This window comes from Amycolatopsis sp. NPDC001319 (genome assembly GCF_042896185.1).
Taxonomy (GTDB): Bacteria; Actinomycetota; Actinomycetes; order Mycobacteriales; family Pseudonocardiaceae; genus Amycolatopsis.
This window is the reverse complement of record NZ_JBIAWY010000005.1, coordinates 584,062-598,096: the sequence shown is the minus strand read 5'-3', so window position 1 is coordinate 598,096 and position 14,035 is coordinate 584,062. Positions and strand designations below refer to the sequence as shown.

Genomic DNA, 14,035 nt, shown 5'->3' with positions numbered 1-14,035 from the left:
CGGTGGCCTACGACCCCTGCGCGGACCTGTCGCTCTGCTCCGCCACCGCTGACTGGCGTGGCCGGGCCCCCACCGCGATGGTGACGATCGCCCCGGCACCCATGCAAGCGCCGACAACCCACAAGCCCGTGCGCTGCGTTCCGGTCAGATCGCGCAGCCAGCCAGTGATGTACGGCGCCGCGAAGCCGGAGATATTGCCCAGTGAGTTGATCAGCGCGATCCCTCCCGCAGCGGCAGCTCCGGCGAGGAAGTTCGAGGGCAGCGCCCAGAACGTCGGCAGCGCACAGCACACACCGACGGCGCACACCGTCACGGCGGCCATCGCGGCGTAAGGATTGCCCAGGTACAGCGCGATCGGGATGGCGACCCCGCCGACCAGCATCGGCAGCGCCACGTGCCACTTGCGCTCTGCGGTTCGGTCGCCGTGGCGGGCCCAGAGCACCATCACCACCGCGCCGATCACGTACGGGATCGCGTTGACCAGCCCGGACTGGACCACGGTGAGCTTCGTGCCGAACTCCGCGCCGAACCCGGCGATGATCGTCGGCAGGAAGAAGCCGAGCGCGTACAGCCCGTAGGCGATGGCGAAATACACGAACGCCAGCGCGAGGATCCGCGGGTGCGTTAGAGCCTTCTTCAACGGCCAGTGGTGCTCGGCGACGGTCGCCTTCCGTTCGTTTTCCAGCTCGGTGATGAGCCACTGCCGCTCGTCCGCGCTGAGCCACTTCGCGTCTTCCGGCTTGTCGGTGAGCCAGAACCACGTCGCGAACGCCAGCAGGATCGCCGGCACACCCTCGACCAGGAACATGAACCGCCAGCCGTCCAGACCGAACACCCCGTGACCACCGGCGATCAACAGGCTCGAGACCGTGGACCCGATAGCGGATGACACCGGCACCGCAACCATGAACAGCGCTACGGCCTTCGCCCGCTGCGCGGCCGGGAACCAATACGTCAGGTACAGGATGATGCCGGGAAAGAACCCGGCTTCGGCCACGCCCAGCAGGAACCGCAGGACGACCAGCGTGGTCGCATTGGGCACGAAGGCCAGCACCGTCGCGAGAACACCCCAGGTGATCATGATCCGCGCCAGCCACCGCCGCGCACCGAACCGGTGCAGCGCGAGGTTGCTCGGCACTTCGAGGATGAGATACCCAAGAAAGAAGATGCCCGACACGAACCCGAACGCCGTCGCCGTCAACCCGAGGTCCTCGTTCATCCCATTGGGCCCGGCGAACCCGATGTTCACGCGGTCCAGGTAGTTCACGAAGTACAGCAACGCGAGGAACGGCATGATCCGCACCGCCACCTTGCCGAGCACACGATCACCGGGCCCGCTGGTCTCCCTTGACACGGACAGCCCCCATTCTCTCGGCTCCCGATGGAACCAGGCCGGTTGACCACCGAGTCCGCCGTTTCAGGATCGGAACCTGTGTGAATTCCGGACCATTTGCCGGCACCATAGCACAACGAGCGCTGTCAGTGGCCATCGACAGCTGCGGCTGCACATTTCGGGGAAGGGTGTGATGACTGGAATCCGGCTGTATATGCCGAGCTCGGGGCCTTCTGGTCGAGTTGTCACATTTGAAATTCAGGTAATGGATGTGCCGCCGGAAAACAGACGGCGCGCCTTGTTTGGTAGGAGGTATATTTGAGAGTATCAATTCATCGCCAGCGTGCGATAGACGTATTTCAAGCGGTATGTTGTGGGTGAATGGCGTGAATACGAAGTGCTCGATGGCCCGTGCATCTAGTGAAGGTGTGGCGGGTTGCGGTCCCGGCGGGCGGATGGTCCGATGGACTCGGCGGTGGGTCTCGCTCGCGGAGGATGCGCGGACTTGGCGTCGTGGCGCCGGTGCCTGAGTTGGCCTCATCGGGAGTTGGGCGCCGGGTGGCTGTGGTGTCACGTTCCGCGATGGTTCGGTGAGGTGTCGCGACGCAGTTGGTTGTGGCGGACTGGAGCCGGGGCCGCTTCCTTGCCGGCCCGAGCCGGCTGGGTGGGATGCTCCGCGGGTTACGGAAGTATGGTCCGACCTGGGGTTTTGGGGGCTTCGGGCCTTGGTGGACCCCCCGGTGAAGGCGGCCTGTGGCGGGGTGTAGTCTTTGTTCACACGAGATGCGGAGTTCACCTTCGCTTCGGGGCTATGGCGCAGCTGGTAGCGCACCTCACTGGCAGTGAGGGGGTCAGGGGTTCGAGTCCCCTTAGCTCCACTCTCGAAGAAACCCCTTCGATTTCAGCTTTCCGGCTGGTCGGAGGGGTTTTCTGCGTCGCCGGGCCTGTGTTCCCCGGATGGAACCACTCGGGCCGGGGCCCGTGGTCTGGCCAAGCAGCTGCTCGGTGCCACAACGGTGTAGGTCATCGCCGGGCGCGAGACACCGCGAGAAACCCCAGCTCAAGAGCCTCTTCATGACTTATTTTTAGCTCTGTATTGACTCCCTGTGTGGTCGCCGTTACATTTTCACCCGGTTGTGACGCCGAGGTCCCCGCCCGCTACGCCGCGTCTTCATGTTTGGGCATGAGCCTTGCCGTTTCCTGCTCGTCGAACGCCGCGGTGCGGTGGAGGAGGTTCCGATGGGATTGCGGAGAGTGGGCACGGTGGTGCTGTCCGCGTTCGCGCTGGTGAGTGGGTATGCGGGGGTGTCGCAGGCGGAGCCGGCAGCCCAAGCCCCAGTACAAGCTCAAGCGCAGCCCCAACCTCAGGCGCAAGCCCAAGCCATCTCGCCCGACCAGTGGTACACCGTGCAGGCCGTCAACAGCGGCAAGTGCGTAGACGCCAAATCCGCCGCCAGCGCCAACGGCACCGTCGTCCAGCAGTACAGCTGCAACCAGACGTCCTCACAGGCCTGGCAGTTCCAGCCCACCACCGACGGCTACGTCCGCGTGAACACGCAGCTCAACCCGGCCCAGTCCTGGGACATCACGAACGTCTCCAAGGACGACGGCGGGCTCGTGCAGCTCTGGTCGTACTCCAACGGCGCCAACCAGCAGTGGCAGCCGGTCCAGGAGGCGAGTGGTGCGTACCACTTCGTGAACCGCAACAGCGGCAAGTGCCTCGACGTGCCGAGTGCTTCTATCGCAGACAGCGTTCAGCTTCAGCAGTACACCTGTAATAACACCAGTGCGCAGTCGTTCACAATGACTCCCGTGGGTGGCACTACAACTCCTCCGGACTCCGACCAGCCGGACCTCGGCCCGAACGTCGTGATCTTCGATCCGTCGATGTCCGCCGCGAGCATCCAGAGCAGGCTGAACAGCATCTTCAGCCAGCAGGAGAAGAACCAGTTCGGCAGCCAGCGCTACGCCGTGATGTTCAAGCCGGGCACGTACTCCAACGACGTGAACGTCGGCTTCTACACGCAGGTCCTCGGCCTCGGGCTCAGCCCCGACGCCGTGACGATCAACGGCGCCGTGCACGTGGAGGCCGACTGGTTCCCGCCGCAGAACGCGACGCAGAACTTCTGGCGCGGCGCCGAGAACCTGTCGGTGAACCCGACCGGCGGGGCCGACCGGTGGGCGGTGAGCCAGGCGGCGCCCTACCGGCGCATGCACGTGCGCGGTGACCTGCAGCTCGACGACGGCGGCTGGGCCAGCGGCGGCTGGATCTCCGACTCGAAGATCGACGGCCAGGTCCGCTCCGGCTCCCAGCAGCAGTGGATCTCGCGCGACTCGCAGTTCGGCAGCTGGAACGGCTCCAACTGGAACATGGTCTTCGTCGGCGTGAACGGCGCGCCGCAGAACACGTTCCCGAGCCCGCCCTACACCACAGTCGGCCAGGCGCCGGTGGTGCGCGAGAAGCCGTTCCTCTACATCGACAGCGCCGGCAAGTACCAGGTCTTCGTGCCGGCCCTGCGCACCAACACCTCCGGCACCAGCTGGGCCAACGGCACCGCGCCGGGCTCGTCGCTGCCGATCGACCAGTTCTACATCGCCAAGCCGGGCGCCTCGGCGGCCGACATGAACGCCGCGCTCGCGGCGGGCAAGAACCTGCTGATCACGCCGGGTGTCTACCACCTCAACCAGACCCTGCACGTGACCCGCCCCGACACCGTGGTCCTCGGCCTCGGCATCGCGACCCTGGTGCCCGACAACGGCATCACCGCGATGAACGTGGACGACGTCAACGGCGTGAAGGTCGCCGGCCTGCTCGTCGACGCCGGCACGACGAACTCGACCACGCTCATGCAGGTCGGCGCGCCCGGCTCGACCGCCGACCACTCGGCCGACCCGACGTCGCTGCACGACGTGTTCTTCCGCATCGGCGGCCCGGCTGTTGGCAAGGCGACCAACAGCCTGGTGGTGAACAGCAACAACGTGATCGGCGACCACATGTGGATCTGGCGCGCCGACCACGCGGCGAACAACAGCTTCGTCGGCTGGAACACCAACACCGCCGACAACGGGCTGACCGTCAACGGCAACAACGTCACCATGTACGGCCTGTTCGTCGAGCACTACCAGAAGACGCAGGTCGTCTGGAACGGCAACGGCGGGCGCACGTACTTCTTCCAGAACGAGATGCCCTACGACGTGCCCAACCAGGCCGCCTGGATGAACGGCTCAACGCAGGGCTACTCCGCCTACAAGGTCGGCCCGAACGTGACCAGCCACGAAGCCTGGGGCCTGGGCAGCTACTGCTTCTTCAACACCAACCCGTCGGTCGCCAGCGCCCACGCGTACGAGGCGCCGAACACCCCGGGCGTGCGGTTCCACGACATGGTCACCGTGTCGCTGAACCACGCGGGCACGATCACCCACGTCATCAACACGACGGGCGCGACCACGCCCGACGGGACGCGGCCGGTGAACCTGGTGAGCTACCCCTAGCCCACCGCCGAAGACAACCGGTGCGCGCCGTGGTGGCGGCCTCGGCGCGCACCGGTTCCCAGTCCACATGAGAACGAGCAAGAGATCGTTTATCGTCGCCCAGTTCCCGGGAATCCCGGAAACTGGGCGACTTTTTCGTGACCACAACGTTCACAAAGATCACCGGCCGCACCGGCACCGTCGCGCTGCGCCGAAGCACGACCAGCGTGCATGATCAAGGCACCCGGCATTCACGTCCGGTTCACGGCCCGTCTGTGTCCTTCGTGGACTGTTCGCTCGGCATTCCCACCCCGGGTATCAAAGGACTGGACCAAGTGAAAAGACGTTTCGCCGCACTGGCCGCCGTCGCGGCCGCCGGCACGCTCCTGCTCACCGCCTGCGGGGGTGGCGCGTCGGGCTCGGAGCAGAGCTCGGGCGCCGCCACCGCCAAGTCCGCCGCCGACCTCGGTGGTATGGACAAGCTCGTCGAGGCGGCCAAGAAGGAGGGCGCGCTCAACGTGATCGCCCTGCCGCACGACTGGGCCAACTACGGCGAGATCCTCGACGCCTTCAAGAAGAAGTACGGCCTGAAGGTCAACGAGGCCAACCCCGAAGGCGCGAGCCAGGACGAGATCAACGCCGTCAAGCAGCTCAAGGGCCAGGACCGCGCGCCCGACGTGGTCGACCTCGGCAGCGCGTTCGCCCTCTCGGCCGCGTCCGACGGCCTGCTGGCGCCCTACAAGGTCGCCACCTTCGACGACATCCCGGCAGGCCAGAAGGCCGACGACGGCTCCTGGTTCTTCGACTACGGCGGCTTCATCTCCATCGGCTACGACGCCTCGAAGGTCACCAACCCGCCGAAGACGCTGGCCGACCTCAAGAAGCCCGAGTACAAGGGCAAGGTCGCGCTGAACGGCGACCCGACGAAGGCGGGCGCGGCGTTCGCCGGCGTCTACGCCGCGGCCCTGGCCAACGGCGGTTCGTTCGCCGACATCAAGCCGGGTGTGCAGTTCTTCGCCGACCTCAAGAAGTCCGGCAATTTCATCCCGGTGCAGTCGAGCGCGGCCACCATCGAGAGCGGCCAGACCCCGATCACGCTCGACTGGGACTACCTGCAGGCCGGCTACGCCGCGAAGCTCAAGGGCAAGGTCGACTGGAAGGTCGCCGTCCCGAGTGACGGCGTCTACTCGAACTTCTACGCCCAGGGCATCAGCAAGACCGCCCCGCACCCCGCCGCCGCGCGGCTGTGGGAGGAGTTCCTCTACTCCGACGAGAGCCAGAACCTGTTCCTGAAGGGCCTATCGCGCCCGGCGCGCCTGCCGAAGATGGAAGCCGCCGGCACGGCCGACAAGACCGCGCTGGCCGCACTGCCGAAGGTGGAGGGCGACGTCAAGTTCCCCACCGACGCGCAGGTCAACGACGCCAAGAAGGTCCTGGCCGACGAGTGGGCCAAGGCGCTCGGCTGACGTGACCGCCGAAACCGTCACCGCGGCGGCGGGAGTGGCCCCGGCCGCTCCCGCCGCCGCGCCCGTGCGCCCCGGGTCCGCGCGGCGCGTGCTCTCGTGGGTGGCGGGCCACCTCGGCCTGCTGCCGTTCCTGCTCTACACCGGCGTGTTCCTCGGCGCGCCGGTGGTGATGGTCGCCATCGGCGCGTTCCAGGACAACGACGGCGCCTTCACCACGGAGAACCTCACCGCGGCGTTCGCCGACCAGTTCGGGCGCTCGTTCGCCACCAGCATCGAGCTCTCGGCGCTCACGGCCGCGGCCGGGGCGATCCTCGGCGCCGTCCTGGCCAACGCGGTGCTCGGCTCGAAGCCCGACGGCCTGCTGCGCAAGGTCGTCTCGAGCGCCGCCGGCGTGCTCGCGAACTTCGGCGGCGTGCCGCTGGCGTTCGCGTTCATCGCGACGCTCGGCAGCATCGGCATCGTCACCAAGGCGCTGGCCGGCCTCGGCTTCGACATCTACGCCGGCGGCTTCAACCTGTTCACGTTCACGGGTCTCGCGATCGTCTACGTGTACTTCCAGATCCCGCTGATGGTGATCGTCTTCACCCCGGCGCTGGAGGGCATGCGCGAGCAGTGGCGCGAGGCCGCGGCGAACCTCGGGGCCACGCGGGCGCAGTACTTCCGGCTGATCGCCGTGCCGGTGCTGCTGCCGCCGTTCCTCGCCTCGACGCTGCTGCTGTTCGCCAACGCGTTTTCCGCCTACGCCACGGCGTACGCGCTGACCACCGGCGTCGTGCCGCTCGTGCCGATCCAGATCGGCTCGCTGGTGAGCGGCAACGTCGTGGCCGACCAGCAGAACCTCGGCAAGGCGCTGGGGCTCGGCATGGTCGTGGTGGTCGCGCTGGTGATGGCGATCTACGCGTACCTGCAGAAGCGCGCTTCGAGGTGGCTGTCGTGAGGAACAAAGCCCTGCGCTGGACCGTGCTGACGCTGTTCGGCCTGTACTTCCTCGTGCCGATGGGCGCGTCGGTGGAGTTCAGCCTCCGCGACGTGAACAACACGCACAGCTTCGCCTCCTGGGGCAAGATCCTCGACGAGCCGGACCTGCTGCCCACGCTCGGCACGTCGCTGTGGGTCGCGGCCGGCACGGTGGCGCTCACGCTGCTTCTGATGGTGCCCACGGTGAGCTGGGTGCACCTGCGCAAGCCGAAGCTGCGCCGCCTCATCGAGGGCGTGAGCCTGCTGCCGCTGGTGATCCCGCCGATCGTGCTGGTCAACGGCGTGCTCGTGGTGTTCCGCGACGCGCCGGAGGTGATCAACGGGACGCCCGTGATCCTCGTGCTGGAGTACGTGATCCTCGCGCTGCCCTTCACCTACCGCACGCTCGACGCAGGCCTGGCGGCGATTTCGCTGCCGACGCTGGTGGAGGCCGCGCGCAGCCTCGGCGCTTCGTGGCCGACGGTGCTGCTGCGGGTGATCGTGCCCAACATCCGCTCGGCCGTGTTCGGCGCCGCGTTCCTCAACCTGGCGCTGGTGCTGGGCGAGTACACGCTGGCGAGCATCCTGCTGATGGACACCTTTCCCGTGTGGACGGTCAGCACCGGGCAGTCGGAGGCGGGCGTGTCCGTCGCCGTTTCCCTGCTGTCGCTGCTGGTCGCGTTCCTGCTCCTGTTCGTCCTGTCCCTTGTGGCTGGTCGCCGCAAGGCTTCGCGAGGTGTGGCGTGAAAACTGTCCTGGAGACTCCGCAGGCGAAGACCGGTGCGTCGGTCGAGTTCCGCGGCCTGCGCCGCGAGTTCGGCGAGGTCCGGGCGCTCGACGGGCTGGACCTGACGATCGCGCCGGGCGAGCTCGTCGCCCTGCTCGGCCCCTCGGGTTGCGGCAAGACGACGGCACTGCGCGTGCTCGCGGGCCTGGAGGCGGTGGACGCCGGCGAGGTGCTGGTGGACGGCACCGACGTGGTCGGCGTGCCGGCCAACAAGCGCGACATGGGCATGGTGTTCCAGGCCTACAGCCTGTTCCCGAACCTCACGGTGCGCGACAACGTGGCCTTCGGCCTGCGGTTGCGCGGCGTTGCCACGGCGGCGCTGCAGAAGCGGGCGCAGGAGCTGCTGGAGCTCGTCGGGCTCTCGGCGCAGGAGAAGCGCTATCCGCACCAGCTCTCCGGTGGCCAGCAGCAGCGCGTGGCGCTGGCCCGCGCGCTGGCGATCGAGCCGCGCGTGCTGCTGCTCGACGAACCCCTGTCGGCGCTGGACGCCCTCGTGCGCACGCAGCTGCGCGACGAGATCCGCCGGCTGCAGCTGCGCGTGGGCATCACGACTCTGTTCGTCACCCACGACCAGGAGGAGGCGCTCTCGATCGCCGACCGCGTGGGCGTGATGCGGTCCGGGCGCCTCGAGCAGTGCGACAGCCCGGCCGAGCTCTACGCCCGGCCCGCGACGGCGTTCGTCGCGGAGTTCGTCGGCACCATGAACCGCCTGCCGGGTGTGGTGGCGGTCGGCGGCGCGTCCGTCGACGTGGCGGGGGAGCGGCTCGTGCTGGCCGAACCGGGCCGGCGCACGGACGGCGACGCCGTGACGGTCCTGGTCCGCCCGGAAGCGGTGACGCTCGTGGCCGCCTCGGACGGCCGCGCGGTGGTGACCGACCACAGCTTCCGCGGCGCGGTCACCCGCGTGACGGCGCTGCTGTCCGACGGCACGGCGGTGCTGGCCGACCTCCCGAGCGTCTCGGCGGCGGAGCTGCTGCCGGGCACGGGAGTGGACGTGGCGTTCGGGACGCAGCCGGTCCTGCTGGCGACCTGACGCCGGGCTCGCCACCGGAGACCGTGCCCGGTCCCCGGCGGCGGCCTCCGCTCAGGCGGCGAGCTGGCTCAGCAAGGAGTGGACGTCGATCACCTGCCACAGCTCGGCGATGCGCCCGGCCCGCAAGCGCAGCACGGCGGTGGCGCGCACGCTGATCGAGGTACCGGTGGGCGGCGTGCCGTGGAAGTCGCCGTCGTGGGTGCCGGTCAGCGTCCAGCGAACGGCGGCTTTGTCGCCGTCCACCAGCACGTCGTCGACGTGCAGCGCGGCGTCGGAGAACGCCGAGCGCACGATCCGGTCGGCGCCGACCAAGGCGTCCCGGGCCGGCTGGTCGACGTCGCCGTGGGTCACGGCGTCGGGGGTGAGCAGCTCGTCGAACAGCTCGAAGCGCTGGTCGTTGACCAGCTCGGCGTAGAAGCGTTCGACGGTTTCGCGGGTGGTGGCCACAGGGGTCCCCTCTCTACTGTGGTGGTGACTGTGGTGGTGGTTGCGGTTTCCGCCTCCTGCAGGGGCGCAGTGGAGACTGAGCAGGGGAGCGCCTTGTGACAACCACGCCCGAACTCTTCGACGGCGAACGCGGCCGGCTCTTCGGCCTGGCCTACCGGCTGCTGGGTTCCGCGGCCGACGCCGAGGACGCGGTGCAGGACGCCTACCTGCGCTGGCGCCGTGCCGACCACGCCGGCATCACTGCGCCCCGCGCGTGGCTCACGAAAGCGGTGACGAACCTCTGCCTCACCCGCCTGACGGCCGCCCACGCCCGGCACGAGTCGGCCGCGGGCGACGCGCTCCCGGAGCCCGTGCTGACCGGCGGCGGCGCGCTGGGGCCGCTGGAGACGGTGGAACAACGTGAGTCGGTGTCGTTCGCGATGCTCGTGCTGATGCGAGCGCTGACTCCGGTGGAACGCGCGGTGTTCGTGCTGCGGACGGCTTTCGACTACCCCTACCCGGAGCTCGCGAGCCTGCTGGACCTCACGGAAGCCGGCGTCCGCCAGCACTACAGCCGCGCGCGCCGTCGGGTCGACGCCGGCGAGACCCGGTTCCCGACGTCCGACAGCGGCTCGATGCGGCTCACCGAGAGCTTCATGACGGCTGTCCGCTCGGGCCGGCTGGAGCGGCTCGAAGACCTGCTGGTGGCCGACATCGCCACGTGGATGGACCTCGGTGGCGGCGAACGCGTGCACGTCCGCGGCCGCGACGCCGTCCGTCGCAACGCCGCCGCGACGCTCGCGCGCTTCGCGGACGTGTCGGACTTCGTGCTCACGGAGGTCAACGGCGGCCCGGGCATCCTCTTCCTCTCCGGCGGCACCGTCGTCGGGCTCACGGTCGTGGAGACGCGGGGCGGGCGCATCTCCGCCTTGCGCACGGTCGCGGACCCCGCCCGGCTGGCTTTCCTGCGGGCGCAGTGGAACGCGGTCGCCGGGGTCTCGCGCGGGAACGAGGAGTCCTTCTTCCGGCGCCTGGTCATCGCCGTCGGGGACCTGGCGCAGCCGGCCGCCGCACAGATCGCGCTGCTGGAGAAGCAGGGGCTGCGCGACGCCGACGAGCTCGCGCTGGAGTTCGACGGGTACTTCGCGGCGCTCAAGCACGCGCTGCCCGCCGACATCGTCGCGGTGCTGGCCGAGCTCGACGCCCTCCTGGAGGAGATGAGCGGCCCGACGGGTCCGTGGTCGTTCGAGGCGCTGGCGACGGCGCCCGAGTGGGTTCGGGTGCGGGAGCTGGCCGCGCGGGCGTTCGCGTTGCTCGGCCGCTCGGCCTGAGCCGAGAGTGGCGCGAACGGACCGTTCGCGCGGGCACTTCCGGCACCGATCCCCAGGTCCGGGCCCGGCTGGAGCAGGTCCAGCCCGCGCAAGCGTTCTCCGCTGGTGGACACCGCCGTAGGCTGTCGGGTGTGAGCCAGCCGATCCTGATGACCGTCGACGACGACCCCGCTGTTTCGCGGTCGGTCGCGCGTGACCTGCGTCGCCGCTACGGCAAGGACTACCGCGTGATCCGTGCGGACTCCGGGGCCGACGCCCTCGACGCCCTGCGCGAGATCAAGCTGCGCGGCGACGCCGTCGCGGCGATCCTCGCCGACTACCGCATGCCCCACATGGACGGGATCGCCTTCCTCGAGAAGGCGATGGACCTGTTCCCCAACGCCCGCCGCGCGCTGCTGACGGCCTACGCCGACACGGACGCGGCCATCCAGGCGATCAACGTGGTCGACGTCGACCACTACCTGCTCAAGCCGTGGGACCCGCCGGAGGAGAAGCTGTACCCGGTCATCGACTCCCTCGTGGAGACGTGGCTCGCGGTCGGCGACAAGTCCGTCGAGGAGACCAAGCTGGTCGGCCACCGGTACTCGGCGCCCTCGTTCAAGGTGCGCGACTTCCTCGCCCGCAACGCCGTGCCGTACCGCTGGTACTCGGTGGACGAGGACGAGGGCGGGCGCATCCTGCAGGCCGCCGGCGTCGCGGAGACCGACATCCCGGTGGTCGTGACGCCGGACGGCACCGTGCTGAAGCAGCCCACCGGCAGCGAGATCGCCGTCGCGGTGGGCCTGTCCACGCGGCCTGCGCAGGAGTTCTACGACCTCGTAGTGATCGGCGGCGGCCCGGCCGGCCTCGGCGCGGCCGTGTACGGCGCTTCGGAAGGCCTGCGCACGGTGCTCGTCGAGCGCAAGGCCACAGGTGGGCAGGCGGGTACGAGCTCGCGCATCGAGAACTACCTCGGGTTCCCCGACGGTGTCTCCGGCGCGCAGCTCACCGACCGCGCCCGGCGTCAGGCCCAGAAGTTCGGCGCCGAGGTGCTCACCGCGCGCGACGTGGTGGGGCTGGAGGTGCGCGGGTCGAGCCGCGTGGTCACCTTCGGCGACGGCTCCGAGATCGCCGCCCACACCGTGATCCTCGCGAGCGGCGTCACCTACCGCGCGCACGAGGCCGACGGCATCCGCGAGCTCACCGGCAGTGGCGTCTACTACGGCTCCGCCGCCACGGAAGCGCCGGAGTGCAAGGGCCAGCACGTCTACATCGTCGGCGGCGCGAACTCCGCCGGCCAGGCGGCGGTGTTCTTCGCGCAGCACGCGAGCGAGGTGTCGCTGCTGGTGCGCGGCGACTCGCTGGAGAAGTCGATGTCGCACTACCTCATCGAGCAGATCGCGGGCATCGACAACATCACCGTCCGCACGGGCACCACCGTCGTCCAGGCCCACGGCGCCGACCACCTCGAAGCCGTGACCCTGTGCCACGGCGACGCGACGGAGACCGTCGAGACCGGGCACCTGTTCATCTTCATCGGTGCGGCACCGCGCACCGACTGGCTGGGCGGGGTCATCCAGCGCGACCACCACGGGTTCGTCCAGACGGGGCCCGACCTGGTGGCCGAGGGCCGCCGGCCGGCCGGCTGGCCGCTCGACCGCGACCCGTACCACCTGGAGTCGTCGGTGCCCGGCGTGTTCGTGGCCGGCGACGTCCGGTCGCAGTCGGTGAAACGCGTGGCCTCCGCCGTCGGCGAGGGCGCCATGGCCGTCACCCTGGTCCACCGCTACCTGGAGGAACAGTGAAGGAGCCTGCACTGCCGCGCGAAGAACTCCGCGGCCTCTTCCTGTTCGAGCACCTCTCCGACGAGCAGCTCGACTGGATCGAGCAGCACGCCGTGCTGGAGCGCTACGAGGGTGACACCGCGGTGCACCGCGAGGGCGATCCGGCGACCTGCTTCTACATCCTGCTCTCGGGCGCGCTGCGGATGTCGCGGCTGGTGAGCGGCGCCGACGTCGAGGTGAAGCGCTCCGACCAGCGCGGCTCCTACTTCGGCGCCACGCAGTTCTTCGTGCACCAGGACACCGAGCACACCTACAGCGCCACCGTGCAGGCGATCGGGGACCTGACGCTGCTCGCGCTGCCCTCGGCGGAGTTCGCGGTGGAGTTCCGCAAGTGGTTCCCGATGGCGGCGCACCTGCTGGAAGGCATGTACCTCGGCTGGCGCAACTCCGACACCGTGATCTCGTCGCGGCGCCGGCTGCTCGCGCTCGGCGAGCTGTCGGCCGGGCTCACCCACGAGCTCAACAACCCGGCCGCGGCCGCGGTGCGGGCCACGGCGTCGCTGCGCGAGCGCGTGGCCGGGATGCGCCACAAGCTCGCCCTGCTGGCGAAGAAGGACATCGACCCCGACCTGCTGGAGCAACTGCTCGACGTGCAGGAAGAGCTGGTCAAGACGGTCGCCGACGCGCCGCGGCTCTCGGCGATGCAGCAGGCCGACCGCGAAGACGAGATCAGCGACTGGTTCGACGACCACGGCATCGACCAGGGCTGGGACCTCGCCGCGATCTTCGTCGCGGCCGGGCTCAAGACCGAGAACCTCGACGGCGTCATGGAATCCGTCGGCGAGGGCCTGCTCGACGGCGCGCTGCGCTGGCTCGCGTACGCGCTCGAGACCGAGATCCTCATGGGCGAGATCGAGGACTCGACCACGCGCATCTCGGTGCTCGTCGGCGCGGCCAAGCAGTACTCGCAGATGGACCGCGCGCCGCACCAGTGGATCGACGTCCACGAAGGACTCGACTCCACGCTGGTGATGCTGTCGGGCAAGCTCGACGGGATCCACGTCGTGAAGGAGTACGACCGCGGCATCGACCACATCCCGGCCTATGCGGCCGAGCTGAACCAGGTGTGGACCAACATCATCGACAACGCCATCCAGGCCATGGGCGGCGAGGGCACGCTGACGCTGCGCACGTGGCAGGAGAGCAAGCAGGTGCGCGTCGAGATCGGCGACACCGGCCCCGGCATCCCGGAAGAGGTGCGCCAGCGCATCTTCGAGCCGTTCTTCACCACCAAGGGCGTCGGCGAGGGCACGGGCCTCGGCCTCGACATCTCGTGGCGCATCGTGGTGGAGCGGCACTCGGGCGACATCAAGGTGACGTCCGTGCCGGGCGACACGCGGTTCGAGATCTGCCTGCCGGTGGAGGAACAAGCCTCGCTCTGAACCGTCCACCTCCAATCCGCCCGCGT

At 69.1% G+C, this 14,035-nt stretch carries 10 protein-coding genes and 1 tRNA gene; 9 read left to right on the top strand and 2 right to left on the bottom strand.

Annotated elements, in window-relative coordinates:
* Positions 1-7: 7 nt before the first annotated feature.
* On the bottom strand, positions 8-1,294 hold the full coding sequence (locus ACFY1H_RS21935) for an MFS transporter (RefSeq protein ID WP_386949398.1): 1,287 nt from the start codon (positions 1,292-1,294) through the stop codon (positions 8-10).
* A gap of 844 nt (positions 1,295-2,138) precedes the next feature.
* Between ACFY1H_RS21935 and ACFY1H_RS21930 the strand changes: the two genes are divergently transcribed.
* The 6 genes from ACFY1H_RS21930 to ACFY1H_RS21905 all read left to right on the top strand — a co-directional run bounded on the left by ACFY1H_RS21930 (position 2,139) and on the right by ACFY1H_RS21905 (position 9,047).
* Positions 2,139-2,211, top strand: a tRNA-Ala gene (locus ACFY1H_RS21930).
* Between the two features lie 361 nt (positions 2,212-2,572).
* Entirely contained in the window at positions 2,573-4,825 is a 2,253-nt protein-coding gene (locus ACFY1H_RS21925) for an RICIN domain-containing protein (protein WP_386948894.1), read from the top strand.
* 314 nt (positions 4,826-5,139) lie between these two features.
* Positions 5,140-6,270: an ABC transporter substrate-binding protein gene (locus tag ACFY1H_RS21920; protein WP_386948891.1), complete on the top strand. Its 1,131-nt coding sequence runs from the start codon at positions 5,140-5,142 to the stop codon at positions 6,268-6,270.
* A 1-nt stretch (position 6,271) separates the two neighbouring features.
* Positions 6,272-7,207, top strand: coding sequence for an ABC transporter permease subunit (locus tag ACFY1H_RS21915; protein ID WP_366578991.1), 936 nt, complete (start codon positions 6,272-6,274; stop codon positions 7,205-7,207).
* Positions 7,204-7,974, top strand: a complete 771-nt coding sequence (locus ACFY1H_RS21910; protein ID WP_366578993.1) for an ABC transporter permease subunit — start codon at positions 7,204-7,206, stop codon at positions 7,972-7,974. Before ACFY1H_RS21915 ends, ACFY1H_RS21910 begins: the two co-directional genes overlap by 4 nt.
* Entirely contained in the window at positions 7,971-9,047 is a 1,077-nt protein-coding gene (locus tag ACFY1H_RS21905) for an ABC transporter ATP-binding protein (RefSeq protein WP_386948887.1), read from the top strand. Before ACFY1H_RS21910 ends, ACFY1H_RS21905 begins: the two co-directional genes overlap by 4 nt.
* Before the next feature lie 51 nt (positions 9,048-9,098).
* On the opposite strand, the gene ACFY1H_RS21900 is transcribed toward ACFY1H_RS21905, so the two are convergent.
* Positions 9,099-9,494: an ester cyclase gene (locus ACFY1H_RS21900; RefSeq protein WP_386948884.1), complete on the bottom strand. Its 396-nt coding sequence runs from the start codon at positions 9,492-9,494 to the stop codon at positions 9,099-9,101.
* A gap of 95 nt (positions 9,495-9,589) precedes the next feature.
* Between ACFY1H_RS21900 and ACFY1H_RS21895 the strand changes: the two genes are divergently transcribed.
* The 3 genes from ACFY1H_RS21895 (at position 9,590) to ACFY1H_RS21885 (ending at position 14,009) form a co-directional block, all read left to right on the top strand.
* Complete coding sequence (locus ACFY1H_RS21895; RefSeq protein WP_366578999.1) at positions 9,590-10,804, top strand: sigma factor-like helix-turn-helix DNA-binding protein; 1,215 nt, start codon at positions 9,590-9,592, stop codon at positions 10,802-10,804.
* A gap of 131 nt (positions 10,805-10,935) precedes the next feature.
* Positions 10,936-12,588: an FAD-dependent oxidoreductase gene (locus ACFY1H_RS21890; RefSeq protein ID WP_366579001.1), complete on the top strand. Its 1,653-nt coding sequence runs from the start codon at positions 10,936-10,938 to the stop codon at positions 12,586-12,588.
* Entirely contained in the window at positions 12,585-14,009 is a 1,425-nt protein-coding gene (locus ACFY1H_RS21885) for an ATP-binding protein (protein WP_366579002.1), read from the top strand. The genes ACFY1H_RS21890 and ACFY1H_RS21885 overlap by 4 nt, the downstream gene beginning before the upstream one ends.
* Positions 14,010-14,035: the final 26 nt, after the last annotated feature.